Source organism: Dactylosporangium sp. NPDC006015 (assembly GCF_040614215.1).
Taxonomy (GTDB): Bacteria; Actinomycetota; Actinomycetes; order Mycobacteriales; family Micromonosporaceae; genus Dactylosporangium; species Dactylosporangium maewongense.
Genome location: NZ_JBEXUD010000013.1, coordinates 143655 through 169863 on the forward strand (window position 1 = coordinate 143655; position 26209 = coordinate 169863).

Below are 26209 nucleotides of genomic sequence, written 5' to 3' on the forward strand. Positions count from 1 at the left end.
AGCGCTGAGCTTCAGGTGCGATGCACCGGCCGGGCGCCGGGGTGCAGCCGTCGCAGGCCGTCGCGGGCGACCTCGGCGGCGCTGCCCGCCGGGCGGGCCAGATCCCACTCCAGGTACACCTTGTCGCCGTCGTAGCACCCGAAGCTGCTGGAGACGCACAACAGCGGCTCATGCTCGATCCAGTGCCCTTCCCGCACAATGTCGTGGCCGAACACCGCCACCTTGCACCCGACGTGCAGGGCACGAAGGAACGCGAAGCCCCGCTCGGCGGGCGTGGTCCGGGCCCACAGCAGCGCCCCGAGCGGCCCGGTCGACGCCATGTCGGCCAGGGGCACCGATTCGTACCCGGTCAGCGCCAGGTCGTCGAGGTCACGAGGCCCGGCGATCTGCGCGTGCGGCGCGGCGTGGGTGAAGGCGATGCCCGCGCCCGGCGCGACGGCCGCGAGCGGCCAGCCCGCCATCCACCGCCGGACCGGGGCGAACCCACCCGGGGCGTACTGCCGCTCCAGGTGGGCCGCCTCGTCGGTATGGAACTTGTCCAACCGCGGGCCACCCAGATGGGCGTGCTCGTGGTTGCCCAGCAGGAAGTGGACCTGTTGCGGGTAGGCCTCCTGGAGTTCACGGGCTTCGGCGAGCAGCCGCGGCGTCTGGTCGACATAGAAGTCGCCGAGATGCTCCGGCCACGCCTGCGGCTCGATGGCCGGCCCGTGCACGAGGTCGCCACAGAACAGCAGGTGCGGCCGCGGCCCCCCAGCGTCCACGATGGCCCTGAACCGGGCCACGATCGCCTGGAAGTCCGCGAGGTTACCGTGCAGGTCGGTGACGGCAAGCAACCTGCCCACCGCCGGCAACGTCACCACCCGTGACATCCGCCCACGATGGCACACCGGCCACCCGCAGTCCACCGCGAGACGGGCGGGACCGGTCGGTCCCGCCCGTCGTGGACGCGGGACGGTCAGGAGGCGGGTTCGCCTGAGGGGACGGGGAGTTGGGTGCCCAGGGCGACCGGGACGCCGAAGTTGGGGGTGCCGTCGGCGTTCCAGGTGAACTTCTGGGCGCGGGTGCTGCGGTTCATGTCGCAGCCGCCGCTGGTGGAGCTGTTGGCGTGGTAGACGATCCAGTCCTCGGTGCCGTCGGGGGACTTGAAGAAGCCGTTGTGGCCCGGGGCGTAGACCGAGTTGGCGTTGGAGCGCTGGAAGACCGGGTTCGGGGACTTCACCCAAGACGACGAGTTGAGCGGGTCGCCGCCGTTCCAGGTGAGCATGCCGAGCTTGTAGTCCGGGGTAGAGCAGTGGCTGGCGGAGTAGATGATGAAGGTCTTGCCGCCGTGGGTGATGACCTCGGCGCCCTCGTTGACGGCGCCGCCGACCGTCTCCCAGCTGTAGGTGGGCGTGGAGAGGATGCGGCGGGTGCCGCTGGCCGTCCACGGGTTCGACAGCGGACGGATGAACATCGGTTGTGAGCCGTTGTAGAACGTGCCGAGCAGGTACAGCTGGCCGTTGAGCTGCAGGATGCTCGGGTCGAGCTCCCACGTGTTGTCAGAGGTCGGGTCGAGCAGGTCGGCCTTGAACGTGTACGGGCCCATCGGGTCGAGGCCCGCGCTCTCGAGGACGTGGATGCGCTGCGTGCCGAGGTTGTACGGCTCGGCGCCGGCGGTGTAGTAGAAGTACCAGCGCTGCCCGTTGGGGCCGTTCAGCAGGTGGAACTCGGGCGCCCACATGGTGCCGGCGCCGTTGGGCCGGGTGAGGTTGAAGATGACGGTCTCCGGCGCGGTGGCCAGGCCGCCGAGCGTGCGGCTCTTGCGCATCGTGATCGTGCGGTTCCACGTCGTGGACGCCAGGTAGTAGTAGCCGCTGTAGTACGTGAGCCACGGGTCCGGGCCCTGCGGGTCGAGCGGGTTGGTGAAGGTGCGCGTGGTCGTCGTGCCGCCGTTGTACGACGGCAGCCGCCACACCTGCGTCGCCGCCGTGGAGCAGGTCAGCTGCACGAGCCCGGCCGACGCCGGCGCGACGCACTTGCCGGACTCGACGGCGACGAGGTTGAACGTGTTCGTGGCGCCGGAGACGGTGACCGCCTGCAGCCGGAACTGCTGGTTGGTCTGGCCGTTGCAGGTGTACTGGATGATCGTCGCGTTGTCCGCGGTGGACCGGCCGGTCACGTCGACGCAGGAACCGGAGGTGAGCGTGTTGACGGTGTAGGTGCCGGTCGCGTTCGCCACCGGGACGAAGGTGAAGTTCTGGCTGGTGGCGCCGTTGCAGGCGGCCTGCACGAGCTGCAGGACGTTGGTGGGTGCGCCGCCCGGCACGTTGGCGCACTGCCCGCTGGACTGGTTGACGACGGTGCTGGCGAAGGTGACCGGCGCGGCGGCGGCCACGCCCGGCCAGTTGAGCACGGAGACGGTCGTCGCCGCGAGCACGGCGAGCACGACTGGTCGATGCAACATCAAAACCTCTCAGGTTCCGTTGGCGGCGAAGCCGGCGACCTCGGCGGCGGTCAGCGCGCGGCTGTAGATGCGGAGACTGTCGACGGCGCCGTCGAGGTACGGGTCGGCGTACTGCGAGCGGCCGACCCAGTTCTGCGTGGTGGCGCCGAGGCTCGACGGGCTGAGCGTCAGCCCGGTGTTGCGGGCCACCTCGGCGCCGTTGACGTAGAGCACGCCGAGGTTGCCCTCGCGGGTGACGGCGACGTGCGTCCAGGCACCGGCCGGCAGCGCGGACGGGGCGTCGATGCGCTGCTCGCCGCCGGCGCCGGTGGCCGTGATCGCGAACCGCGCGGTCCCGGAGCCCGACCTGGCGACGAGGAACATGTTGACGCCCGTACCGCTGCCGAAGTCGAAGACGCGGGCCCAGTTGGTGATCGTGTCGATGCGGACCCACAGGGCGACGGCGAAGTTCGTGGCGCCGGCCAGGATCCCCGACGGCAGCGCCACGTATCCGTTGGTGCCGTTGAGGTTGACGGCGCTGCCGGTGCGGCCCGTCACGTAGGTGCCGTTGGTGACCGTGGCGGTGCGGCCGTTGCCGGTGGCGTCGGTGCCGTTGTTCTCGAACTGGTAGTGCGCGACGAACTGCGGCAGCGGCGGGTTGGTGTTGACCGACCAGTAGACGCTGTAGCGCTGGCCGTGCACCTTGTAGAACGGCTGGAGGGTGACCCCGCCGGCGGTGTACTGCAACGGGGTCGCCGTCGCGGTGAGCGTGGCCGGGTTGAGTACGGGTAGTGCGCTGAGATTGTTGGTGCCGAACAGCCCGCCGAGGACGATCGGGCCGACCTTCACCGCCTGCACGCTGCTGTTGTCGTTGGCGGACTCGCGGGTCAGCGCCATCGGCAGGGTCACGTCGATGACGTCGCCGGAGGCCCAGGTGCGGGCGATCGTGGCGAACGAGCCGGGTGCGGGCGCGGCCTGAGCGGCACCGTTCACCCGTACCGACGCCGAGGACGCCCACGACGGGATCCGGACCTTCACGGTGAACGTGCCGGACCCGGTGACGGTCAGCTTGGTCGAGCCGGCCTCCGGGAAGCCGGTCTCCTGCCGGATCGTGACGCCGCGCGCGGACCACGTCAGCACCGACGGGATGAACAGGTTCACGTACAGGGTGCTGGCGCCGTCGTGGAAGTAGATGCTGTCGCCGAACTTGGTGTTGCTCTCCATGCCCGTGCCGTGGCAGCAGACGAAACTGTTGTAGTCGTTGCTGTAGGTCTTGATCCCGCCGGCGCGCAGCGGCACGTAGTAGCACTGGAAACCGTGCGCGGAGTTCGGGTCCTGCGAGGCGAGGATGTGGTTGTAGAGCGCCTTCTCGTAGTAGTCGAGGTAGTCCACCCGGGACGGGTCGGTGAAGAACAACTGCCGGGTCAGCTTCAGCATGTTGTGCGAGTTGCAGCACTCGGCGGTCGTGTCGGACAGCTCGCTGGCGATGCGGTCGGGCGCCTTGAAGTACTCGCCGTTGGAGTTGCCGCCGATCGCGTACGTGTGCCGGCGGGTGACGATGTCCCAGAAGTTGACCGCGATCGTGCGGTAGCGAACGGTCCCGGTCGCGTGGTACTCGCGGATCGCACCGATGATCTTCGGGATCTGCGTGTTGGCGTGGTAGTTGTTCAGGCTGTCGGTGCCGGCCGCGAGCGGGTCGAAGATCTCGGCGTGGTCGAACTGCTGCGCGGCGGCCAGGTGCGCGGCGTCGCCGGTCAGCTGGTAGAGGTTGGTGAGGACCTCGTTCATCCCGCCGAACTCGGTGTCGAGCATGTTCTGCCGCTGGGTCAGGGTCAGCCGGTCGTTGCGGAACTTGACCCACGCCGCCATGCCGGTGAGCACGGTCAGCGCCTGCGCGTTGCCGGCGAGCTGGTGCATGTCCAGCAGACCGGCCATGAGCTTGTGCAGCGTGTAGTAGGGCGCCCAGACGGACTGCCGCGCCTCGACCCGGTCGATGAAACTTTCCGGGAACGCGCTGAGGTAGCCGGTGTTGTAGCCGGCGGTGGCGGCGCGCGACTGGCACTGGGCGAGGACGGTGACGAGCTGGTCGCCCTTGGTCTTGAAGGCGGTGTTGCCGGTGCTCGCGTACGCCTGGGCGAGGGCGGACAGGATGTGGCCGGTCGAGTGCCCGCGCAGCTCGGTGGTCGGTGACTCCCAGCCGCCGCAGGGGGTGGCGGAGGAGGAGAGCCCGACGTTGAGGCGGAACGTGTGCAGCAGCCGGTCGTTGTCCAGGAACAGCAGGTAGGAGTGGATGCGCCCGGCCGCGGCGGTGAACGGGCTGGTCAGCAGCTGCACCGCGGTGAGCGGGAACGCGTAGGCGGAGACGCCGGTGTCCGGGCGGGCGGCGCCGGCCGCCTCGGAGAACAGGAGCGGGGCGACGGCGGTGGCGGCGCCGGCGACGGCGGTGGTCCGCAGCACGCTGCGGCGGGTCACCGGTGGTGAGGACATGGGTCCCTCCCGAGGGTATGGGGTGTCCGCGGACCGTCCGTCCGTGGACGGTCCGCCGTGGTGCCGAGGAAGCGCTAGCCGCGCAGCGCGCCCGACATGAAGCCCCGGACGTAACTGCGTTGCAGGACGAGGAAGAGCAGCAGGCAGGGCACCGCCATGAACGTCACGCCGGCCTCCAGGGCGGCGTAGTCGATGGCGCCGAACGAGGCGGTGCGCATGTTGACCACGGCGAGCATGACGGTGAACTTGTCCGTGGAGTTGAGCAGGATGAGCGGGGCGAAGAACTCGCTCCACGAGGTGAGGAACGCGAACAGCCCGACGGTGATCAGGCCCGGCCGCACCGCGTGCAGCATGATGCGGGTGAGCGCGCCGAAGCTGGTACACCCGTCGATCAGGGCGGACTCCTCCAGCTCCTTCGGGATCGCCTCGAACGCGTTGCGCATCATGAAGATCGAGAACGGCAGCTGGAACATGATCAGGACGAGGCTGAGCCCGAGCAGGGAGTCCTGCAGCCCGATCCACCCCAGCAGCACGTACAGGGCGATGAGGATGGTCGCGTAGGGCACCATCAGGATCGCGAGGGTGAGCAGGAACAGGGCGTTCTTGCCCGGGAACTGGAACCGACCGAACGCGTAGCCGCCGAGGGTGGCGACCAGCAGCGTGCCACCGACGGTCAGCGCCGACACGGTGACGCTGTTGACGATGTGCTCGAAGCGGATGCCGTTGTCCGAGGTGAACAGCCGGCTGTAGTTCTCGAGGCCGAAGCCGGACGGGGTGCGCACCGACGCCCACGCGCTCCACAGCAGCGGGAACAGGAAGAGGACGGCGAGGGCGGCGGCACTGATCTTGCGGGGCATGAGCACGGGTCCCTACTGCGATCGGCGGCGCAGGACGCCGAGCTGGATGGCGTTGAACACGATGAGCACCCCGAGCAGCACGACCGAGATCGCCGCCGCCGAGCCGAGATCCAGCTCGATGAACGCCTCCCGGTAGATCACCATGACCAGCGACGTGGTGCTGTTGTCGGGGCCGCCGCGGGTGAGGATCCAGAACTGGTCGAAGGCGAGCAGCGAGCCGGTGATCATGAGCGTGAGCACCAGCGCAATCGTCGGGCGCATCAGGGGCACGGTGATCCGCCGGAAGACCTGCCAGCGGGTCGCGCCGTCCAGGCGGGCCGCCTCGTACACGTCCAGCGGGATCGCCTGCAGGCCGGTGAGCAGGATCAGCATGTTGAAGCCGGCGAAGCGCCACAGCACGAGCACGACCGCGGAGCCGAGCGCGGAGTTGGGGCTGCCGCTGGTCCACGACACGTACCCGTCGACCAGCCCGACCTTCTCCAGGACCCGGTTGACGGGGCCGATCTCGTCGCTGAGCAGGCCGAGGAACAGCAGCGACGCGCTGGCGAAGCCGACCGCGGCGGGCAGGAAGAACGCGGTGCGCAGCAGCCCGACACCGCGCCGGCGGTGCTGCACCATGAGCGCCAGGCCGAACGACAGCACGAACAGCAGGACCGTCACGACGACCGTGTACTTGAGGGTGAACCACACGGCGGTGCGCAGCAGGTCGTCGTCGGCGAGCCCGGCGTAGTTCTCCGGCGCGTTGATCGTGGGCGCGCCGAGCAGCGGCCAGTGGTGCAGCGACATCCACACGACCAGGCCGAGCGGCACGACGAAGAACATGCCCACCACGAACGCGGTCGGCGCGGCGTACAGGGCGCCGATCCACTGCCTGTTGCGTTTCCTTCGCGGCGACGCCGACGGCAGGACCGTCGGTCGCGTTGGCGCCAGCAAGGTCATCATCTTCTCCGGTGCGACCGTGTTCGAGGGGTTTCCTGGTTCGAGGGGGTATCGGTGGGGCGGGCGGCCCGCCCCCGCTCGCGCAGGGGCGGGCGGGCACGGCTACTTCTTCAGTGAGGCGGTGAGGGCGGTGGCGCCGTCACCGAGTGACTTCTGCGCGTCGCCGAACAGGGCACCGCGGAACGCGGTGTTCCACGGGCTCTGCGGGTCGTTGTAGGTGGCGTTGAAGTTCTTCGCGTACGGCGTCTTGCCCTTGCCCATCAGGTTGTTGATGGTCACGATCCGCGGGTCGGCCGAGGAGTACTTGTTGGAGGCCAGGTCGGTGCGGGTCGGCACGCCCTTGTTCTTCGCGACGACCTCGACCTGCGCCTCGTCGCCGAGGGTCCAGGCGAGGAAGTCCCAGGCCTGCGCGGCGTGCTTGCTGGTGGCGCCGATGCCGATCGAGTCGCCGCCGACGAACGTCGACTCGCCCCCGTTGATGCCGCTGATCGGCGCGATGCCGACCTTGAAGGTGGCCTTCTCCTCGATGATGCCGAGCCACGCCGACGGCGCCGGGGCGATGCCGATCTTGCCGCTCTGCAGCGCGCCGAGCCAGGTCGGGCCGGCCTCGTCCTTCGACGCCGGCGCGGCGACGCCCTCGTCGTACAGCTTCCGGTAGAGCGCGAAGACCTCCGACATCTCCTTGGAGTCGATGGTCGAGGCGGTGCCCTCGGCGTTCATCACGTCGCCGCCGGCGGCCCACACCGACGGCCACAGGGTGAAGACGTTGCAGCCGCCGCAGTTGCCGCCGAAGTAGGTGCCGTTGATGTCCCCGCCGAGCTTGTCGATGGCGCGGGCGGCCGCGGCGAACTCGGTCAGCGACGCCGGCGGCTTCTCCGGGTCGAGGCCGGCCTTGGTGAACAGGTCCTTGTTGTACAGCATGACCGACATGTCGATGGTGTGCGGGACCGCGTAGTTCTTCTTGTTCCAGGTGCCGTTGCGCACGTGCGCGGGGGCGACCTTGTCCTTCATCGGCAGGGCGTTGAACTTGTCGGTGATGTCCAGCCACAGCCCCTGCGAGGCGTACTGCGGCGCGAACACCACGTCGGAGGCGAACAGGTCCGGCAAGGCCTTGGCCCCGGCGGCCGAGGCGAGCTTCGCCGGATACTCCTCGTTCGGATACGCGGTGACCTGCACCTGGTTCTTGTGGGTGGCGTTGTAGGCGGCGGCGTACGCCTTCGACACGGACTCGGTGGCGGCGCGGGTCCACAGGGTGAGCGTGGCCCCGCTGTCCGCGGCCTCGCCGGTCGCCGCCGGGGAGTCAGCGGAGTCGCCGCAGGCGCCGAGCGCCAACAACAGGGTGGCGGCGACGGTGCCGCTCAGTAAACGCTTCAAGGTCGGTCCCTTCCTGGACACATTGTTTGTGAGCGCTATCAAAGAGCAAGAGCGGAGGTGCTTTCACGCACGACGAGGTCGGGGGCGGACCGGTGCTGACCGGTCTGCCGCACGCCCGCCGCGATCTGGGTGACGAGCAGGTGCATGCTGCGCCTGCCGAGCTCGGCGAAGTCCTGCCGGACGGTGGTCAGGGGAGGCTGCAGGTAGGGCGCCTCCGGCATGTCGTCGAACCCGACGACGCTGACCTCGTCCGGCACCGCCCTGCCGGCCTGGTGCAAGGCGCGCAGCACGCCGATCGCCATCTGGTCGTTGCCGCAGAACACGGCCGTCACCGACGGGTCGGCGGCGAGCGCCCGGCCGGCGGCGTAGCCGGACCGGGCGCTCCAGTCGCCGGGCAGCGGGACGGGCACCGGCAGACCGGCGTCCTCCAGCGCTGCCTGCCAGCCGACGAGCCGTTCGCGGGCCTCGGGCCACTCGGGCGGGCCCGCGACGTGGTGCACGGTGCGGTGACCGAGCGCGATCAGGTGCCGGGTCGCGAGCCCGGCACCCGCCGCGTTGTCCACGGCCACCATCGGCACCTCCGGCATCGCCGCCACGTCGATGCCCATGCCGACGATCGGCACGTGCGCGGGCACGTCGAGCAGCGAGCGGCCGAGCGCCGTCCAGGCCGCGGCGACCGGGGCGAGGGTGATGATCCCCTCGACCGCCTGTTCCCGCAGTCGGCGGATCGCTTCGGACACGGAGGGCACGTTCAGCTCCCTGGCGCTGGCGATACTGACGAAGTAGCCCGCTTCCCGGGCCGCGCGTTCGATGGCGTGGACCATGAACGACGGCCCGAACAGCGTGGTGTCGAAGGTGACCAGGCCGACGGTCTGCGACCGGTTCGTCGCCAGGGTCCTGGCCGCGACGTTGGGCTGGTAGTCCAGCGCCCGCATCGCGGCGAGGACCCTGGCTCGGGTCTCGGACCGCACACTCGGGTGGTCGTTGACCACCCTGGACACGGTCTGGTGGGACACCCCGGCGAGGTGGGCGACGTCCCGCATCGCCGGGGGCCTTCGTACGCTGTGCACGGGCGGACCTTTCTGGGGTTACGGGCCGGTCACCTTGACTTCCAGCAGACCGACCGACGCGGTGCCGCTCTGCAGGAGCACCCGGAGCCTGGTGGTGCTCACCGCGGTGAACGTCACGTGGTTGTACTGGTTGATGCCGAGCGGGTAGCCGGATGCGCCGGCGACGTCCACGTAGGCGGTGCCGTTCCAGTACTGCAACTTCCACGACGCGGGCAGCCGCACCCCGCCGTTGTCGTCGAAGAAGTAGACGTCGGCGGCGTTCACCGTCTGCGCGGATGACCAGGTCAGCAGGCCCCACTGCTCGCCCGTGTTGGGCCAGGTGCCCCAGCGCGGGTTGACGGTGTCGTTGGAGCTCGGCGGGTCGATGCCGTCGTTGAGCGCGGCCACGCTCTCCCACGACGAGGTGTAGGACGCGCTCGGGGTGGCGCTCAGGGCGAGGTTGCCGCCCGTCGGCGGGGGCACGGTGCCGCCGCCCCGGTTGTACACCTTGACCTCGGTCAGGGCGGTCTTGAAGCCCGACGCGTGGGTCACCTGTACCCGCAGCCTGGTGGTGTTGACGGCGGTGAAGTTGACGACGTTGTAGTTCGCCCGTGGCGTGCCCGGCGTCTTCACCGGCGCGGCCACGTTCACCCACGCGCTGCCGTTGTAGTACTGGATCTGGTACGAGCTGGGCTGCCGGTACCGGTTGGTGGCCCGGTCGTTGCGGAACCACAGCCGCACCTCGTCGACCGTCCGCGCCTGACCCAGGTTGAGCTCCAGCCAGTCGGTGGCGTTCGGCGAGCCGTAAGTGCCCCACGTCGGTTCGTTGATCGGGAACCCGTCGACCGCGTTGGCGCCGGCGGTGCCGCTCGCCGTGTAGGACGCGGAGGTGGCCACGCCCTGCGCGTAGTTCGGCAGGGTCGAGGTCAGGTCGACGCCGGCCTTGTTGAACATGTCGACCATCTGGGCGCTGGTCTGGCTCACCTGGGCCGGCGCCTGCAGGCCCGAGTACGCCGCGCTGAACTGCACGGTCGCGCCGCCGCCGGCCGGGAACGTGACCGCGCCGGTGGCCGGGTTCCACACCAGGCGGACCAGCTTGTCGACGGTCGCCACGCGGGTGCCGTTGACGAAGATGGAGTAGCCCTGCGGGATGCCGCTGTACTTGACGACGCCGTCGGCCGGGTCGTCCCACACGACGCTGAGGTCGGCGTTGCGGTAGCGCAGGTTGTTGGCGGCGAAGTTGGGCCAGCCGATGTTGAGCGGGCTCAGCTCGACCTGGTTGTCGTTGCGGGGCCGCAGGCCCATCACGTCCTCGATGACGGTCCAGTTGCTGCTGCCGAGGATGTTGTGGTGGATCCAGGACCGGTAGTCGATGTTCTTCGTGCCGGCGTTCCAGTCGGCCCAGAACTCGTTGGCGTCCGGCCACTGGGTGTTGCCGCCGATGTACTGCGCCCAGGCGTTCCAGTACAGCAGCTTCTTGTAGTCCTCAGTGGACATCCACTGGTTGGGGTAGTTGCGCAGCACCGAGGAGTACAGGCGGAACTGCACCGTGGAGTTGATGGTGGAGAAGTTGTTGCTGCCCGGCTGGCCCGCCGCGGCGGCGGCCGCCTTGTCCTTCTGGTTGGCCGTGAAGAACGGGAAGACCGGGTACTCGGCGGGGTCGGCGAAGAGCCGCAGCGCCTGCTTGTACTCGTCGGTGTTGGGCATCGCGCCGACCGAGTACGGGTAGTAGTTGTTGATCTCTTTCCACGGCACGAGCGCGTTGGTGGAGACGTGCCGGTGCTCGATAAGCTTGTTGGTCGAGTCCCACAGCGTCGACACGATGGCGTTGCGGATGCGGTCGGCGATCGCCTGCATCTCGGCGGCCTTCGTGGTGTTGCCGATCGCCGTGTACGCCTGGACCGCGGCGAGCGCTCCACTGTAGACGTACGCGGACTCGGCCCGGTCCATGTTGCCGGAGCGCCAGTGGAAGGACACGGCGTCGGCGTCGTTGCCGGTGAGCGCGCCCCAGTCGTACTCGATGAGGCCGTTGTTGTTGTGGTCGTAGTAGGACAGCTGGCCCTTCACGTCGCCCTCGGCGTACTTCGCGAGGTTGCCGGCGATCGCGGGCTGCCCGCCGTGGATCTGGTAGCTGCGCCAGGCCGCCTCGGCGATGTACTGGGTGTAGCTGTTGGACCAGTTCTCCGGGTCGCCGGGGTTGTCCATGAAGCGGCCGCCCTTGGACGTCTGCCCGACCGACAGCCACGGCCCGTAGGAGAAGGCGGCGTTGCGCAGGTACTTGAGGTCGTCGATGTGCATCGGCTGGGTGAGCGCGATCGCGTTGTTGTAGCCCAGCGCGCCCTCGACCGAGACCGGGAACTGGAAGTCCTGCCCGGGGATGTCGACGTCGAGGTAGTTGAAGCGCATCAGCCACCAGCGGTAGTAGATGTTCTTCTTGATGGCCGGCTCGGGCACGTCGAGGTACGGCACGTTCACCGCCCACCAGCGGTTGTAGTCCCGCACATGGGTCGAGAAGGCGGTCGCCGCGCTGTAGCCCTTGTAGGCGTTGTACTCCGTGAGCGAGTCGGGGATCTCGTTGGCGACGAAGCCGAGCAGCACCTTGGTGGTGACGGTGGCGCCGGCCGCGATCGTCACCGACCGGTTGAGCCCGCCGCTGGTGGCGGTGAACCCGTCGGCGGACAGCCGCGGGTACAGGGTGGTGAGCGCGTTCTTCACGCCCACCTGACCGGTCAGCTCGTCGCCGCTGCCGGACGTGGCGTAGGGCGAGGTGACCCGCAGCGCGATCGTCTGCGAGGCGGTGCCGGTGTTGGTGATCGCCAGGTTGTCGACGGCGACGTTGTTGTGGGTGATGAACTTCGTCTGGTTGATCCGCAGGGATCCGTTGGTGTGGACGCTCTTCCAGTGGCTGGGCGCCTGCCAGCGCTGCGACACCTGCTCGGTCCAGGTGCCGGTGCCGGCGGTGACGGTGAACGCGCCCTGCCCGTTGATGCTCTCCCAGTACGCGACGTCACCGCCGAAGCCGAGCGTCGACGGCGTGTGCGTCTTCATGAACACGCCCCGGCCGCGGGTCATCAGCCAGGTGCCGGCGGGGTCGTTGCCGGGCCGTGCGAGCAGCCGGTCCATCCAGAAGTCCGTGCCGCCGCTCTCCGCGTCGAAGATGGCCTGCATGGTGTTGCCGGTGCTCATCGCGACCGGTGGTGCGGGCACGGCCGGCCCGTTGAACGTCGGGTAGCCGATCGTCTGTGCCGCGGACGCCGGGTTGGCGGCCAGCGTCGCGGCACCGATCGAGCCGGTCAGGGCGGTCGTCAACGCGATTGCCAGCCTGAGTTTCCAGCGGGGGTGTGGCATCGCGTCACCTCCATTTCGGGTGGGGGTCAGGTGGTGGGCAGCCAGATCCGCATCGTGGAGGGCCCGCGCCGGGCCCAGCGGTGGTAGGGCACAAGGGTGACCACGATCGGATCGGAGCTTTCGGGACTGTCCTCGCGGCTCTGGTACGGCCAGCCGCGCTCGGCCCGGTGCAGCAGCCGCCCCTTGACAGCGGTGGCCTCGGGGGCGACCGACGTGTCGACCTGGAGGTCGTCGAGGGTGACGCCGTCCTCCTGGTCGACCGACTCGGCACACATGACGACCGGGCCCACCTCGACGGCCGCGCAGCCGCGGGTGGCGTCGACGCGGGCGTCGGGGAACGTCCAGCGGGGCTTCATGGGCAGGTCCAGGCGGACCTGGTCGCCGTCGCGGGTCGGCGTGGCGCCGTCCGCCCAGGCCGGCACCCGCACGGTGACGGGCCGGTCGGCGGTGACGACGACGGTGCCGCCTTCGGGGTAGTCGGTCTCGACGGTGACCCGCTCCCCGTCGACGGTCATCGGTGCGTAGTGGTGCAGCTGCACGCCCGTGTCGTCCTCCGTCACCAGGTAGGTGCCGAGCGAGGCGACGAGCCGGGCGACATTGTTGAGGCAGCAGGAGACCTCGAACCACGGGGCGCGCGGCCCGCCGCCGAAGCGCAGCTGCTCCCGGTCCGGCGGCACCGCCTCGGTCGGGGTCCGCTGGTGCAGGGTGTTGGCGTAGAAGAAGGACTGCCCGTCGTCGGCGACCGCGGTGGCGATCACGTTGTGCAGGACCCGGTCGACGATGTCGCCGTAGCGCAGGTCACCGGTCGCCAGCAGCAGCCGGTGCGCGAGCATCACGGTGGCCACACCGGCGCACGTCTCGGAGTACGCGCGGTCCGGCGGCAGCACGAAGTCGTCGCCGTAGGACTCGTCGAGGTGCCGCGAGCCCATCCCGCCGGTGATGTAGGTGCGCCGGGCGAGGGTCCGGTCGAACTGCCCCACCACGGCGCCGAGCAGCGCGTCGTCGCCGGTCTCCACGGCCACGTCGACGGCGCCGGCGGCGAGGTAGAGCGCGCGGACCGCGTGGCCGGCGAACGCCTCGCCGTCGCGGACCGGCACGGCGTCCTGGAAGTACCGCCAGCCGAACTCGTGCTCGGGCAGGCTGCGGTGCCCGCGCCGCTCGACGAACCGGGCCGCCTGGTCGAGGTAGCGCTGCTCGCCCGTGACCCGGAACAGCTCCACGAGGGCCGTCTCGATCTCCGGGTGGCCGCACAGCCCTTCGTCGCCGAAGGTCGCGCAGACGTGGTCCGCGACGCCGCGGGCCACCTCGAGCAGGCCGCCGGCCAGGCCGGTGCGGGCCGCGGCGACGCCGGCCTGGATGAGGTGGCCGGCGCAGTAGAGCTCGTGGCCGAAGTTCAGGTCGCTGTACCGCTCGGGCTGGCCGGGCCGGCCGAACGCGGTGTGCAGGTAGCCGTCGGGGGCCTGCGCGGCGGCGATCATGGCGGTGAGCTCGTCCAGCCGCGCCGAGTGGTCGGTGCCGCCGGGGCGGACGGACTCCCAGCACATCGCCTCGACGTGCTTGTAGATCTCGGAGTCGGAGAACTCCCGGCCGCGGCGGCGCTCGGTGCCCGTGCCCGTCGTGGCGAAGTTGCCGGTCCAGCCGAGCCGGTCGAGCCAGGTGCGGCAGTGCTCGATCGTGGCGGTGCCGTTCACCGCCTGGCGCTGCGCCCAGAACCCGCCGGTGATGCGTACCCGTCGCGGATCGACGGGCCGCAGTACCCCGCGGGACGGGAGCACCGGCCCTCCGCTGGCGTCCGACGTCACTGCGGTACCCACCTTTCTGTGTTACGAAAACCTTTTCGGAAGGATGGCAGCATGGCCTCGTCGTGTCAACGGTCGATTTCCTGCGCGCGGCGATGCTGATCTGACCCGAATGTCGGTTTGTGACAGTTGTGACACGCAACCGAGCATGTGTATGCTCGCCGAAAAGTTTTCGGATGCTTGAGAAGGGCCGCTGGTGAGCAGGAAACGCGCGCAGGTCACCCTCACCGACGTCGCCAAGCTGGCCGGCGTCTCGGTCGCGACCGCCTCCAAGGCGCTCAACGCCCGCGACGAGGTGGCCCCGGCGACCCGGCGGCGGGTCCAGCAGGCCGCGGAGGAGCTGTCCTTCCAGCCCAACGTGCTCGCGCGCGGCCTGATCTCGGGCAACACCCGCACGATCGGCCTGCTCACCGACGAGCTGTCGGCCGCCCGCTTCGCGATCCCGGTCCTGCTCGGCGCCGAGAACGCCCTCGGCAACGAGCAGATGAGCGTCCTGCTCTGCGACGCCCGCGGCGACGCCATCCGCCGCCAGCACTACATCCGCACGCTGCTCGCCCGGCAGGTCGACGGGTTCATCATCCTCGGCGACGCCAACGACCTGCGCCCGTCACTGACCCGCAGCATCCCCGTGCCGGTCGTGTACGCGTACTGCGAGTCCGACGACCCCGCGGACCTGTCCGTCGTCGCCGACGACGCCGGCGGCGCCCACCTCGCCGCCGAGCACCTCGTCTCGCTGGGCCGCCGGCGCATCGCCCACATCACCGGCGACCATGGCTACCGCGCCGCCCGCGACCGCGCCCTGGCCTTCGCCTCGGGCCTCTCGTCGGCAGGCCTCTCCCTGGTCGGCGAGCCGCTCTTCGGCCAGTGGTCGCAGCGCTGGGGCCGGCACGCCACCTCGCGGCTGCTCGCCTCGCACCCCGACATCGACGCCATCTTCTGCGGCAACGACCAGATCGCCTCCGGCGTCACCGAGGCCCTGCGCGACCTGGGCCGCACCTGCCCCGACGACGTGGCCGTGGTCGGCTACGACAACTGGGAGGTCTTCGCCACCGAGTGCCGCCCCCCACTGACCACGGTGGACCTCAACCTCGAGCAGCTCGGCGCCACCGCCGTCCGCCACCTCTTCGCCGCCCTCGACGGCGACCACCACTCGGGCGTCGTCCGCCAGCCCGGCCGCCTGGTCGTCCGCGAGTCCACGGGCGTCGCCCCGGTCACCCGCTGACGGCGCCGGCACCGTGACGAGCGTCTACGACAGCGAGCGGCTCGCGGCGGCGTACGCGTTCGACCGCCCGCCGGTCCACCAGCAGATCCTGCGATCGGCCCGCCTCGACCGACGCGCCCGCCGAGCGCTCGACGTCGGCCGCGGAGCGGGCCTGTCCACCGCCGCCCTGGCGTGGGTCGGTCAGTGACCGTCGCCGCGCGGGGTGGTGACGATCCAGGCGGCCCGCTCGGCGGTGACGAGAGGGCTCAGCACCGGATCGGTGAGCAGGGTCAGGGGTGCGATGCGCAGTGGGTCGTCGCTGTGCCACCCGGGCACCGCGGCGGCCACGACCGACCAGGCTTCCCCGGCGTCGCCGCCGCGCGTGAGCTCGCGGGCCTCTTCGAGCGCGGCGGCGAACTCTGGCGGGTCCGGCAGTCCCGGCACCTCGCCGGGCTCGCCGACGGTCTGTGTCACCAGGCGCCGGGCCCACTCGCCGGGCTCGCGGCGCAGGAGCAGCGGGACGAGTTCGGCGCGCACCCGCCCGGCGCCGACCGCCTCGACCACGTGCGGATGCCCGAGCACGTCGTTGCGGATCCTGTGGTGCACGTCAGGATCCAGGAACGCCGCGACGACGACGGCGAGGTACCGGCCCGCTCCCGACCCCTTGCGGGCCGCCGCCTCGAACCGCCCGGCCGCCCCCTCGGCGTCGCCCTGCAGCGCCATCCGCCGCCCCTCGGCGACCAGCTCGGCCGCCCCCGCAGGCTCGAGCGCCCGCCCGTCGCGGGCATTGAGCTCCTCGAACGACGCCCGCTCGGCGGCGACGAGATCGGCGAACGAGTCGTGGCGGTCGCCGAGGCCGGGGTACCACGAGGCCCAGTCGTACGCCGCCCACTCCCCGTCGTCGCTGACGTCCTCGGGATCGAGGAGCCAGTAGCAGGCGTCCGCGTCGGCGGACACCAGCAGCGCCCGCGCCATCAGCTCGTCGTCCTCGTCGCCCGCGTCGCACATGTCGGGCTCGAGGTCCCGCAGCCAGCCGACGTCGGCGGTGGTCCGCATCGTCCACACGAACGGCCCCATCTCCAGCCACCCGTCAGAGGCTTCCAGGAACGCCCGGTACCCGGGCGGGAGCGCCACCCCGAGCCGCTCCTCAACGGCGGCGAGCGCGTCCTCGCCCGCACCGTCGAACCCGAGCCACCCAGAGGCCCGCCGTTCCTCCCCGAGCCGGTCCAGCCGATCGGCGTCGGCGACGCGGAAGAAGTCCGCGCTGTACCCGGCGAGGTAGACCCGCCACTGCTCGGCTGTGTGGGGCCGCCCGGTCGAAGTCACGCCCCACTTTAGGCACGGTACGCCGGGCGCCGCCGTCACGATGGCACAGAAGGGACGCATGCAGCGGTCACGCCGGCTGCGTGAAAGCTGAGCTGGTCAAAGGCTGGTCGGCCGGATCGTCCACCGGCCGGTCGCACGGCCCGATCGCACGGGCCCGCACCCCGGACCGCGAGCCGAGGCGCTTGCGACGGCACCCGACCGGCCCGCCTTTCGTGACGCCGCAAGGGCACTCAACCTGGCCGCCTGCCGTGACACGGCGAAGGCACTCGACCAGGCCGCCTGCCGTGACACGGCGAAGGCACTCGACCAGGCCGCCTCCCGCGACACGGCGGGGGCGCTGGCGGCCTCCACGACGGAGCGCCGGTCACGTGGCGGAGGTGGCGCCTGGACCGGGGGCGCTCGGCCGGGCCAGCGGCGGGGCAGGCCGGGTGGCGGTCGGGGCGGACGCGGTGAACGCCGCCTCCACGATGTGCAACGCCTCGTCGAGATCGATGCCGACGCTGATCGCCACGGCGGCGTAGTCGGCGGCGGCCTGCCGGGCGCGTTCCCGGCCCGCCTCGCCCGCGGCGGACACGAACGAGCCGGCGCGGCCGCGGGTCTCGATCAGGCCGGCCTCCTCCAGCTCCCGATACGCGCGGGCCACCGTGTTCGCGGCCAGGCCCAGGTCCGTCGCCAGGCTGCGGATCGGCGGCAGGCGGAACCCGACCGGGAGCGTGTGGTCCTGGATCTGCCCAGCGAGCTGGGCCCGTAACTGCTCGAACGGCGGGACGGCCGAGGCCGCGTCGATGACGATCATTGGACGATCATCGCCTGCCGGGCCGTGGCGAGGCTCCCCGGCGTCCGGGCGTGGAGCAGGACGAGCGCGGCGACGCCGAGGACGACGGCGGCCACCGCGGCCGCACTCCACCAGGCGGGGGCGAGGCCGAACAGCAGGACGACCGGCAGCGACCACAGCACGGCCGGGGCCGTCGCGTCTCTGGCGTCCTCGATCCGCATGATGACGTCGGTGGTCAGTGACATCTCGTCCTCGGCCACCACAGGCCGGGTCAGCAGCTGCCGCAGCTGCACGGCGCTTCCCGCGCCGACGCCGAGCACGGCCACAAGCAGGATCACCGCGCCCTGCCGGACCGTCGGCTCCTCGACGGTCAGCGCGCCGAGCGCGAGCACGACCGCTACCCCGAGCGTGGCGAGGTCGAACACGGCGTGCGGAAGGCCGAGCACCACCCGCCAGCCGGGCTTCACGGAGTGGGCCGCCCGGCGCGGCAGCGCCGCCCCAGCCCGCCGGTCGGCCGCGGCCAGCCATCGCGCGATGAGCAGCCGGGCGACCAGCAGCCCCGCGGTCGCCGCGGCCAGGACCACCAGCAGCACAGGCCGGCCCGACGACGACCCGGCCTCGGCCGAGAAGTCGGCCACGTGCGCCAGCGCCGCCACGATGAACACCGCGGCCAGCACCACGTGGTCGGCGAGGCGCGCCCGCCGCCGGGCCGCGAGCCGGGCGACCAGCAGCTCGCTCACGGGCGCGTCGGGCAGCCCGTTGCCGACCAGCCAGGCGCGCGCGGCCCGCTCTTCTGCCGAAGTCATGAGCACTCCCGAAAAATTGTCGCAAGTGTTGTACCGCCATCATGGTACAACACTTGCTACAACGTCAAGCGGGCCCGGTTGGCCAGCACGGTCCGGCCGTGCTCCCCCACCCAGCGAACCAGCCCGTCGACGGGGTCGAGCAGCGTGCGGCCGAGGGGCGTCAGCTCGTACACCACCCGCGGCGGCACCTCCGCATGCGCCTCGCGTGACACGAGGCCGTCGCGCTCCAGGTCGCGCAGCGTCTTCGCGAGCATCCGGTGCGAGATGCCGTCGATCCCCCGCTGGATCTCCGTGAACCGCCTCGGCCCGGCGACCAGCGTGGCGATGACCACGAGCGTCCACTTGTCGCCGATCGTCGTCAACAACCCACGGACCACCACCCGAAGGTCGTCGTCCTGACATGTGGACAGGTCATCGGAAGTGGTCATTCCAGTTCCCCCTGAGAGAAGCCAAGACGCACTTCAAGGTGCGCGACGCACCCCAAAGTGCCGAATTCAGACCGGAAATGCAGCGTATTGCAGAACCGCTGACACCACACAGAGGCCGCGACAGGCGCGGCGTCGAACGTGAGGAGTGCAGCCCGTGACCAGCATCGCCATCATCGTTGGGAGCGTCCGGCCCGGCCGGTACAGCCGGCTCGTCGCCGACTGGGTGCTCGAGACCGCCGCCCGGCGGGACGACGCCGAGTTCGAGATCGTCGACCTCGCCGACCACCCGCTGCCGCACCTCGACGAGCCCGTCCCGGCGTCGGCGGGCCAGTACGCCAACGAGCACACGAAGGCGTGGTCGCGGGTAATCGACGGCTTCGACGGCTACGTGTTCGTCACGCCGGAGTACAACCACTCCACGACCGGGGTGCTGAAGAACGCCATCGACTACCTGTACGCCGAGTGGAACAACAAGGCCGCCGGGTTCGTCGGCTACGGCGTGGTCGGCGCCGCCCGTGCGGTGGAGCACCTGCGGCTCATCGCCGCCGAGCTGCAGCTCGCCACGGTCCGCTCGCAGGTCGCGCTGTCGTTCTACACGGACTTCGAGAACTTCACCCGGCTCACTCCGGGGCAGGCGCAGCTCGACGCCCTGGACGCCACGCTCGGCCAGGTCGTCGCCTGGTCCGACGCCCTGGCGAAGCTGCGCGTCTGACCCACCCCGGCCCGGCGGCACGAGGGGCGCCGCCGGGCCACCCCGGCGACCCCGACCAACGCGGGTTATCGCTCACATCGCCACAAACCCAGTGCATCGCCGAGATTTAACGTCCAGACGGTGGTGTTGACAACGTCGATGTGATCGCTAACATGCCGCGAGGAGCGGAGGCGATCAATGGGCTCATGCAAGGCCGGAGTGGTGGGGCTCGTCGCCGTGCTCGCCCTGGCCGGGTGCCAGCGGGCGCACGACGTGCCGGTGCCGGCGGGGACCGCGGCCACCGACGACGGGACGGTGCTGACCATGTGGACGCGCTCGCTCACCGGGGCCTTCAGCCGGGCCCTCATCGACCAGTACAACCGCAGCCACCGCAACAAGGTCAAGCTCACGGTCATGCCGGGGGACTCCTACCAGCAGCGCGTCGGCGCGGCCGCCGGCACCCGCCAGCTGCCGGACCTGCTCGCCGTCGACGTGGTGTACGCGCCGAACTACGCCGCCCAGGGCGTGTTCGCCGACATCACGGCGCGGGTCGCCACGCTGCCGTTCCGGGAGGACCTCGCGCCGTCGCACATGCGGGCCGTGCGGCACGCCGGCCGCACCTACGGCGTGCCGCACGACATCGACCTGGCCGCGTTGTTCTACAACAAGGACCTGTTCATCCGGGCCGGGCTCGACGGCGACCGACCGCCGACCAGCCTGCGGGAGCTGCGCGAGTTCGCCACGAAGGTCAACGGGCTCGGCGGCGGCGTGCACGGGTTCAACTTCGGCGGCGCGTGCCCGGACTGCATGTTCGCCACGGCGTGGCCGATGATCTGGGCGTCCGGGTCGAAGGTCCTCAACGAGGACGGCACCGCCGCGATGCTCAACAGCGCCGACGCGACGCGGGTCTTCCAGTTCTACCGCGGCATGTACGCCGACGGCCTCGTCCCCCGGTCGGCGAAGAACGAGAGCGGCCCGTCGTGGACGCAGGCGTTCAGCGAGGGGCTGATCGGCATCCAGCCGATGGGCGCCACCGCCCTGCGCAACATCGAGGAGGCGTCGCGGCTGCAGGTCGGCGTCGCCGCGATCCCGGGCCTCGAGGGCGGCGCGTCGTCGTTCGTCGGCGGGGACGTGCTCGGCATCGGCTCCAACAGCCCGCACGCGGACCAGGCGTGGGACTTCATCGCCTGGACGCTGTCGGAGCAGGCGCAGGTCGACGTCGTGGCGAAGAACCGCTACGTGCCCGTCCGCAGCGACCTCGACAACAACGTCCACGCCCAGCAGGACCCGCGGCTGGTGACGTTCACCGCGATCGCACGGAAGGGTCAGACACCGTACGCCGTCGCGTTCGGCAAGACGTTCAACGACCCCAACGGCCCGTGGATCGAAGCGGTCGCCGACGCGGTGTTCGGCGCAGGTGACGTCGGCGCCGCCCTCGACCGGCACAACGGGAGCATCACCGCCTCGTTGGAAGAGGGCTGACCATGCGGCGCACCGGAGGTCTCCTCTACGCCGTGCCGATGGCGCTGCTGGTGGCGGTGCTGTTCGTCGGACCGCTCGGCCTGATGGCGTGGATGTCGCTCAACCACTGGCCGCTGCTGGGCGATTCGGCCCCGAACGGTGTGGCGAACTACGAGGCGCTGCGCGAGCCCCTGTTCACCCGGGCGATCGTCTTCAGCATCAAGTACACCCTGGTCGCCACCGTGCTCGTCGGGCTGATGGCGTTCGGGCTCGCCCTGCTCGTGCAGCGCCCCGGGCCGGCCGTGACCGTGTTCCGGACCGTGTTCTTCCTGCCCGCCGCGGTGGGGCTGGCCTCGGCGAGCCTGCTGTTCTACGGCATGTTCAACCACGACGCGTCGCCGCTCAACGCGTTCGCCGCGCTGCTCGGCAGCGACGGCGTCGACTGGCTCGGCGACGGCGACAACGCGCTCTACTCGACCGCGGTCATGATCACGTGGAAGTTCGCGGGCTACTACATGGTCATCATCATGGCCGGGCTGCAGTCGATCAATCCGCTCCTGTACGAGGCGGCGACCATCGAGGGCGCGACCCGCTGGCAGATGATGCGGCGGATCACGCTGCCGCTGCTGCGCCCCACCATCGCCCTCGTCCTGGTGCTGCTGGTGACCAGCTCGCTGCTCGCGTTCGACCAGTTCTTCATCCTCACCGGCGGACGCCACGGCACGGCGACCGTCGTCATCGGCATCTACCGCGAGGCGTTCACCTCCCAGGACCTCGGCCGCGCCGCCGCCATCTCCGTGGGCATTCTCGCCGTCCTCTACGCCGTCAACGGCGCACAGGTCCGATTCCTCAGGAGCGCCCGATGAAGGCCCGCATCACCACCTGCGCCGCGCTCGCCGTGCTGTTCCTGACCCCGATGCTGTGGGCGCTCTGGGCGTCGGTGCACGGCCGCACCGGCACCGGGCAGCTGGGGCTCGACAACTACCGGCGGCTGCTGGTGTACGGCAGCGGCCTGCCCGTCTACATGCGCAACACGGCGTTCGTCGCCCTCGTGACGGTCGCCGTCACCGTGGTGGCCACGACCCTGGGCGGCTACGCGATCGCCCGCTTCTCGTTCCGCGGCCGGAACCTGCTCTTCATGGCCACCCTGAGCATCCTCATGGTGCCGCACAGCACGATCCTGATCCCGCTGTACATCATGCTCGACTGGCTCGGCCTGCAGAACTCGCTGGTCGGCCTCGCGCTCGTGCTCGCCATGTTCCAGCTGCCGTTCGGGCTGTTCATGATGCGCAACTCGTTCGAGGCGCTGCCCGTCGAGCTCGACGAGGCGGCCCTCATCGACGGCTGCGGCCCGGCCGGCGTCCTGCGGCACGTCCTGCTCCGCGGCGTCGTCCCCGGCATCGTGACGGTCGCGCTGTTCTCGTTTCTCGCCTCGTGGAACGAGTTCGTCGCCCCGCTCATCTTCATCACCGACGACGAGAAGTTCACGCTGCCGGTCGCCCTGTTCAACCTGCAGTCCGGCAGCCTCGGCGCCGTCGACCACGGCACCCTGCTCTCCGGCGTCGTCACCGCCGCGGTGCCATGCGTGCTCCTGTTCCTGTTGCTGCAGCGGTACTACGTGCGCGGCTTCGTCAAGGGTGCCCTGAAGGGCTGATCGGGTACCGTGGCCCGGTGACCCCGCCGGACCGCTTCGACGCGCTCGCCGACGAGCTCAGCACCGAGCCGGGCGTCACCCTCCCCGGCGCGACCGGCGGCACCGGCTTCGGCGCCGCCGCCCTGCGCGTCAACAACAAGATCTTCGCCATGCTGGTCCGGGACCGCCTCGTCCTGAAGCTCCCCAAACCCCGCGTCGACGCCCTCGTCTCCGCCGGCCACGGCGACCGCTGGGACGCCGACAAGGGCAAACCGATGCGCGAGTGGCTCACCCTCTCCCCCACCACCGACGAGCCCTGGACCCCCCTCGCCCACGAGGCCCTCACCTTCGTCGCCGGCTGCCGCTGAGCCCGGGGTCAGCCCGTCCGGTCGGGGGCGGACCTGGCCAGGAGCAGGCCGGTCGTGAGGGTGGCGAGGACGGCGAGGCCGAGCATGATGCCGGGGGTGTCGTCGATCGTGCGGTACACGGTGAGGAACTGGTCGCCGAGGGTGCCGGCGGCGACGCCGAGGAGGGCGCCGGCGGTGACCACGCCGCCCTTCCACACGATTGTGGCGGGGATCGCGACGAACACCAGGAGCATCAGCCACTGGTCGCCGCGGTCCAGGCGGTTGTACGGCACGGCGGACGTGGTCCACGTGATCAGTAGCAGGCACGCGGCGGCGACGGCGAGGTGCGGCCAGGACAGCCGGGTCGGCACGGAGCGGATCAGCACGGCGGCGAGCACCAGCGTCGCGGCGCCGAGCAGGACCAGGCCGACGCCGTTGTTCCAGTTCAACGCGTCGGCGGTCGGGCCGGCGAGCACGCTGACCGGTCCGGCGGCGGCGCCGACGAAGTACGCGGCCGCGCCGGCGCTGCGCCTGGCGACGAGCAGCAGCGCCCCGCCGATCAGCACGACCGTGCCCGCGGCGACGGAGAACACCGAGGCGTTGATGTTCGGGGCGGCCTGGTAGGACCACCGCTCCAGCTGGTCCCACAGGATCGACGCGAACCCGGCCGCGGCGATGCCGGCGGCGACGAGCGCCGCGGTGGCCGGGCCCTTCGCCAGCCCGGCGGCCGGGCGGGCGGCGCCACGGTCGGCGCGCAGCTGCACCAGCAGCAGGACGGCCGCCGCCGCCAGGAGCAGCAGCGCCGGCGCCACCCACTGGGTCTCCAGGCCCTGGTCGCGGTCGCCGAGGTCGGCGCCGGCCAGCCACACCAGCGCGCCGCCGATCCACGCGCCGACGGTCCAGCCCGCCCACGGCCTGGCGCCGGCCGCCGCGTAGATCAGCAGCGTGCCGAGGCCGACCGCGAGACCGAACCGGAACACCTGGCCCGACGCGATGACCTCGTAGCGGCCGGTGCTCAGCCACAGCAGCGCGGCGGGAGGCGTCCAGAAGGAGACGGCGGCGAGCCCGAGCGGCAGCAGCCGCGGCGCGGTGCGGGCGCGCAGCGCCGCCTGGCCGACCAGCCACACCACGGCGAGCAGGGCGACGAGCTGCGCCGACAGCGTCGGGAGCATCAGCGTGAATTCGTCGGTCCAGTCGAAGTACCGGGAGACCAGGGCGATGTCCCCGATGATCGGGAGCAGGGCCCACGGCGCGAACCCGGCGGCGACGCCGAGCACCGGTCGCGCGTGCGCCGGGCGGGCGGCCAGCCACCCGCCGAGGACGACCAGCACGCCGAGCGCGGCGTAGTCGAAGACCGGCTCGGACCCATTTCCGGAGACGACCGCGGACGGCCCGCTGTCCAGCAGCATGACGAGGTGCCGTAGCAGCGCCGTGCCCGCCACCGCGATCCCCAGCCCACGGACGGCGGCGACGCGACCCGGTGCCCCTGACGCGGGTGCCGGCGCGTCGGCGACGGGTGCCGCGGGCGGCGCGGTGAACAGCGGCGCCAGCGCCGGCCACCCGCTGCTCTCCGGCTCCGGCTCCGGCTCCGGCGCGGCACCGCCGGGCGCCGCGGCCACGGGGGGCGCGCTCACGGGGGCCGCGCTGCCGGGCACGGCGCTGACCGGGGCCACGCTCACCGGGGTGGTGCTGGCCGGCGCCGCGCTCACGGGAACGGCGCCGCCGGGCACGGCACTCACGGGAGCGGCGGCGAACTGGCCGGCGACGGACGGCACCGAAGCCGCACCCACCGCAGGCGACACCGAAGCCGCACCCACAGCCGGCAGGACCGAAGCGCCACCTACGGCCGGCGAGACCGAAGCCGCGCCCACAGCCGGCGACACCGATGCGCCACCGCCGGCCGGCGACACCGGAGCGGCCGGCGTCGCCTCCCACGGTGCGGGTGGCGGCTGCTCGAAGGTCGACGGCACCTCCATCGACGGCAGCGTGAACACCGGCGCCGGTCCAGGCGCCGCGACCGGTGAGACGGGCGCCGCGACCGGTGAGACGGGTGCGGCCGGCATCGAGGGGGGCGACACCGGTACCGACGCCGACACCACCGCGGGTGACACCGGAGCCGCCGGAAGGGCCTGGGACGTCGCGGTGGCGACGAGGCTGCCGCCGGCGACGACGAGCTCGGGCTGCTCGATGATCGTCGGGGCGATCCCGAGAGTGCGGTGCAGCAGGGTCGCGGCGAGCGGGATGCGGCTCGATCCGCCGACGAGGAACACGCCGGCGATGCGGGATGCGTCGACCTGGGCGGCGCGGATCGCGGCGGCGGTGGCGGCGACGGTGCGGTCCAGGAGCGGGCGGGCGAGGTGCTCGAGCTGCTCCCGGCCGAGCAGTGCGTCGGTCTCGACGAGCGGCAGGTAGATCGAGGTGGAGGCGGCGCGGGAGAGCATCTCCTTGCCGGTGCGGACGTCGTCCCAGAAGTGCCTGGACACCCGCCGGTCCGCCGGGGTCTCGGGGTGCGTGAGGCGCCGCCACGAGCCGCCGTCGGAGACGCCGTAGGTGGCGCCGAAGTACGCCACGACCGCGTTGTCGATGTCCAGGCCGCCGGCGTCGCGCAGGCCCTCCTCGGCGAGGACGGTGAACCCGTCATCGGTGCGGACGACGACCGACGCGTCGAAGGTGCCGGCGCCGAAGTCGTACACCACCACGCAGCGCCCGACGGGCACGGTCTGCGCGAGGGTGTCGACGAAGTACGCGGCGGCGGCGACCGGCTCGGCGACCAGGGCCGGCTCCGCCAGCCCGGCGATGCGGGCGGCCTCCTGCAGCACGGACCTGCGCCGCGGTCCCCACGACGCCGGGTAGGTCAGCGTGACCTCGCCGACCGGCGCGCCGGCGACCCGCTCCGCCTCGGTGCCGACCCGGCGCAGCACGGCCCCGATCAGCTCGGTGACGGACAGCTCGGCGGTGCCGAGCAGGACCGACCCGTCGTCGATGCGCAGCTTCGGGTTGGGCTCGAAGCTGTCCGGGTGCGCCCGGCCGGCGTGGATCGCGTCGCGGCCGATGAGGAACGCGGGCTCGGGCGCGCGCCAGTCGACGCAGACCGCCGAGGGCAGGATCGGCGTCTCGCCGAACAGCAGGGGCCGGACCTGACCGTCGGGCTGCCCGAGGACGGCGACGGTGCTCGACGTGCCGAAGTCGATGCCGAGCCGGGCCCGATCTGCGCGCATGCGGACAACGTAGCCGCCGGGCCACTGGCGGTCACCGTACGTTCGGCC

The 26209-nt window shown here is 71.3% G+C and carries 21 protein-coding genes; 7 read left to right on the forward strand and 14 right to left on the reverse strand.

Features of this window, described 5'->3' with window-relative positions; all coding sequences use genetic code 11:
- Positions 1-11: 11 nt before the first annotated feature.
- From ABZ321_RS24460 to ABZ321_RS24500, 9 genes are all read right to left on the reverse strand, one after another.
- A complete protein-coding gene (locus ABZ321_RS24460) occupies positions 12-869 on the reverse strand; it encodes a metallophosphoesterase (RefSeq protein ID WP_354894931.1) in 858 nt (285 codons plus the stop codon).
- Between the two features lie 86 nt (positions 870-955).
- Positions 956-2443 carry a family 43 glycosylhydrolase gene (locus tag ABZ321_RS24465; RefSeq protein WP_344511088.1) on the reverse strand — a complete coding sequence of 496 codons (1488 nt, stop codon included), beginning with the start codon at positions 2441-2443 and terminating at the stop codon, positions 956-958.
- 9 nt (positions 2444-2452) lie between these two features.
- Entirely contained in the window at positions 2453-4909 is a 2457-nt protein-coding gene (locus ABZ321_RS24470; protein WP_354894934.1) for a beta-L-arabinofuranosidase domain-containing protein, read from the reverse strand.
- Between the two features lie 74 nt (positions 4910-4983).
- Positions 4984-5766, reverse strand: coding sequence for a carbohydrate ABC transporter permease (locus ABZ321_RS24475; RefSeq protein ID WP_344511092.1), 783 nt, complete (start codon positions 5764-5766; stop codon positions 4984-4986).
- A 12-nt stretch (positions 5767-5778) separates the two neighbouring features.
- Entirely contained in the window at positions 5779-6705 is a 927-nt protein-coding gene (locus tag ABZ321_RS24480; protein ID WP_354894937.1) for a sugar ABC transporter permease, read from the reverse strand.
- Positions 6706-6807: 102 nt separating this feature from the next.
- Positions 6808-8079 (reverse strand): sugar ABC transporter substrate-binding protein, encoded by a 1272-nt coding sequence (locus ABZ321_RS24485; RefSeq protein WP_344511096.1) that lies wholly within the window; start codon positions 8077-8079, stop codon positions 6808-6810.
- 38 nt (positions 8080-8117) lie between these two features.
- Positions 8118-9149 carry a LacI family DNA-binding transcriptional regulator gene (locus tag ABZ321_RS24490; protein WP_354894940.1) on the reverse strand — a complete coding sequence of 344 codons (1032 nt, stop codon included), beginning with the start codon at positions 9147-9149 and terminating at the stop codon, positions 8118-8120.
- 18 nt (positions 9150-9167) lie between these two features.
- Positions 9168-12476 carry a discoidin domain-containing protein gene (locus tag ABZ321_RS24495; protein WP_354894943.1) on the reverse strand — a complete coding sequence of 1103 codons (3309 nt, stop codon included), beginning with the start codon at positions 12474-12476 and terminating at the stop codon, positions 9168-9170.
- Between the two features lie 26 nt (positions 12477-12502).
- Positions 12503-14278, reverse strand: coding sequence for a beta-L-arabinofuranosidase domain-containing protein (locus ABZ321_RS24500; RefSeq protein WP_354894946.1), 1776 nt, complete (start codon positions 14276-14278; stop codon positions 12503-12505).
- 193 nt (positions 14279-14471) lie between these two features.
- Between ABZ321_RS24500 and ABZ321_RS24505 the strand changes: the two genes are divergently transcribed.
- Positions 14472-15497 carry a LacI family DNA-binding transcriptional regulator gene (locus ABZ321_RS24505; RefSeq protein ID WP_344511104.1) on the forward strand — a complete coding sequence of 342 codons (1026 nt, stop codon included), beginning with the start codon at positions 14472-14474 and terminating at the stop codon, positions 15495-15497.
- Positions 15498-15510: 13 nt separating this feature from the next.
- On the forward strand, positions 15511-15684 hold the full coding sequence (locus tag ABZ321_RS24510; RefSeq protein ID WP_354894949.1) for a hypothetical protein: 174 nt from the start codon (positions 15511-15513) through the stop codon (positions 15682-15684).
- On the opposite strand, the gene ABZ321_RS24515 is transcribed toward ABZ321_RS24510, so the two are convergent.
- The 4 genes from ABZ321_RS24515 to ABZ321_RS24530 all read right to left on the reverse strand — a co-directional run bounded on the left by ABZ321_RS24515 (position 15678) and on the right by ABZ321_RS24530 (position 18811).
- Positions 15678-16802: an SMI1/KNR4 family protein gene (locus ABZ321_RS24515; RefSeq protein WP_354894952.1), complete on the reverse strand. Its 1125-nt coding sequence runs from the start codon at positions 16800-16802 to the stop codon at positions 15678-15680. The genes ABZ321_RS24510 and ABZ321_RS24515 overlap by 7 nt on opposite strands.
- Before the next feature lie 364 nt (positions 16803-17166).
- Positions 17167-17598, reverse strand: coding sequence for a GntR family transcriptional regulator (locus ABZ321_RS24520; RefSeq protein WP_344505712.1), 432 nt, complete (start codon positions 17596-17598; stop codon positions 17167-17169).
- The gene (locus tag ABZ321_RS24525) at positions 17595-18383 is read right to left on the reverse strand and encodes a hypothetical protein (protein WP_354894955.1); all 789 of its coding nucleotides are present in this window, start codon (positions 18381-18383) and stop codon (positions 17595-17597) included. The genes ABZ321_RS24520 and ABZ321_RS24525 overlap by 4 nt, the downstream gene beginning before the upstream one ends.
- Before the next feature lie 56 nt (positions 18384-18439).
- On the reverse strand, positions 18440-18811 hold the full coding sequence (locus tag ABZ321_RS24530; RefSeq protein WP_344505714.1) for a helix-turn-helix domain-containing protein: 372 nt from the start codon (positions 18809-18811) through the stop codon (positions 18440-18442).
- Between the two features lie 154 nt (positions 18812-18965).
- Here ABZ321_RS24530 and ABZ321_RS24535 point away from each other — a divergent pair, with 154 nt between their 5' ends.
- The 5 genes from ABZ321_RS24535 to ABZ321_RS24555 all read left to right on the forward strand — a co-directional run bounded on the left by ABZ321_RS24535 (position 18966) and on the right by ABZ321_RS24555 (position 22964).
- Positions 18966-19523 carry an NAD(P)H-dependent oxidoreductase gene (locus ABZ321_RS24535; RefSeq protein ID WP_354894958.1) on the forward strand — a complete coding sequence of 186 codons (558 nt, stop codon included), beginning with the start codon at positions 18966-18968 and terminating at the stop codon, positions 19521-19523.
- A 177-nt stretch (positions 19524-19700) separates the two neighbouring features.
- Positions 19701-20984 (forward strand): sugar ABC transporter substrate-binding protein, encoded by a 1284-nt coding sequence (locus tag ABZ321_RS24540; protein ID WP_354894961.1) that lies wholly within the window; start codon positions 19701-19703, stop codon positions 20982-20984.
- Between the two features lie 2 nt (positions 20985-20986).
- Positions 20987-21829, forward strand: a complete 843-nt coding sequence (locus tag ABZ321_RS24545; protein WP_354894964.1) for a sugar ABC transporter permease — start codon at positions 20987-20989, stop codon at positions 21827-21829.
- Complete coding sequence (locus ABZ321_RS24550; protein ID WP_344505718.1) at positions 21826-22617, forward strand: carbohydrate ABC transporter permease; 792 nt, start codon at positions 21826-21828, stop codon at positions 22615-22617. Before ABZ321_RS24545 ends, ABZ321_RS24550 begins: the two co-directional genes overlap by 4 nt.
- A 17-nt stretch (positions 22618-22634) precedes the next feature.
- Positions 22635-22964 (forward strand): hypothetical protein, encoded by a 330-nt coding sequence (locus ABZ321_RS24555; RefSeq protein WP_354894967.1) that lies wholly within the window; start codon positions 22635-22637, stop codon positions 22962-22964.
- Positions 22965-22972: 8 nt separating this feature from the next.
- Here the strand turns inward: ABZ321_RS24555 and ABZ321_RS24560 are convergent, their stop codons facing one another.
- On the reverse strand, positions 22973-26161 hold the full coding sequence (locus tag ABZ321_RS24560) for an Hsp70 family protein (RefSeq protein WP_354894970.1): 3189 nt from the start codon (positions 26159-26161) through the stop codon (positions 22973-22975).
- Positions 26162-26209 lie beyond the last annotated feature (48 nt).

Excerpts from the sequence above, each read along its gene's own strand:
- ABZ321_RS24460 (WP_354894931.1), bottom strand. The coding sequence starts at position 869 with ATGTCACGGGTGGTGACGTTGCCGGCGGTGGGCAGGTTGCTTGCCGTC.
- ABZ321_RS24465 (WP_344511088.1), bottom strand. The coding sequence starts at position 2,443 with ATGTTGCATCGACCAGTCGTGCTCGCCGTGCTCGCGGCGACGACCGTC.
- ABZ321_RS24470 (WP_354894934.1), bottom strand. The coding sequence starts at position 4,909 with ATGTCCTCACCACCGGTGACCCGCCGCAGCGTGCTGCGGACCACCGCC.
- ABZ321_RS24475 (WP_344511092.1), bottom strand. The coding sequence starts at position 5,766 with ATGCCCCGCAAGATCAGTGCCGCCGCCCTCGCCGTCCTCTTCCTGTTC.
- ABZ321_RS24480 (WP_354894937.1), bottom strand. The coding sequence starts at position 6,705 with ATGACCTTGCTGGCGCCAACGCGACCGACGGTCCTGCCGTCGGCGTCG.
- ABZ321_RS24495 (WP_354894943.1), bottom strand. The coding sequence starts at position 12,476 with ATGCCACACCCCCGCTGGAAACTCAGGCTGGCAATCGCGTTGACGACC.
- ABZ321_RS24520 (WP_344505712.1), bottom strand. The coding sequence starts at position 17,598 with ATGATCGTCATCGACGCGGCCTCGGCCGTCCCGCCGTTCGAGCAGTTA.
- ABZ321_RS24525 (WP_354894955.1), bottom strand. The coding sequence starts at position 18,383 with ATGACTTCGGCAGAAGAGCGGGCCGCGCGCGCCTGGCTGGTCGGCAAC.
- ABZ321_RS24530 (WP_344505714.1), bottom strand. The coding sequence starts at position 18,811 with ATGACCACTTCCGATGACCTGTCCACATGTCAGGACGACGACCTTCGG.
- ABZ321_RS24540 (WP_354894961.1), top strand. The coding sequence starts at position 19,701 with ATGGGCTCATGCAAGGCCGGAGTGGTGGGGCTCGTCGCCGTGCTCGCC.
- ABZ321_RS24545 (WP_354894964.1), top strand. The coding sequence starts at position 20,987 with ATGCGGCGCACCGGAGGTCTCCTCTACGCCGTGCCGATGGCGCTGCTG.
- ABZ321_RS24550 (WP_344505718.1), top strand. The coding sequence starts at position 21,826 with ATGAAGGCCCGCATCACCACCTGCGCCGCGCTCGCCGTGCTGTTCCTG.
- ABZ321_RS24560 (WP_354894970.1), bottom strand. The coding sequence starts at position 26,161 with ATGCGCGCAGATCGGGCCCGGCTCGGCATCGACTTCGGCACGTCGAGC.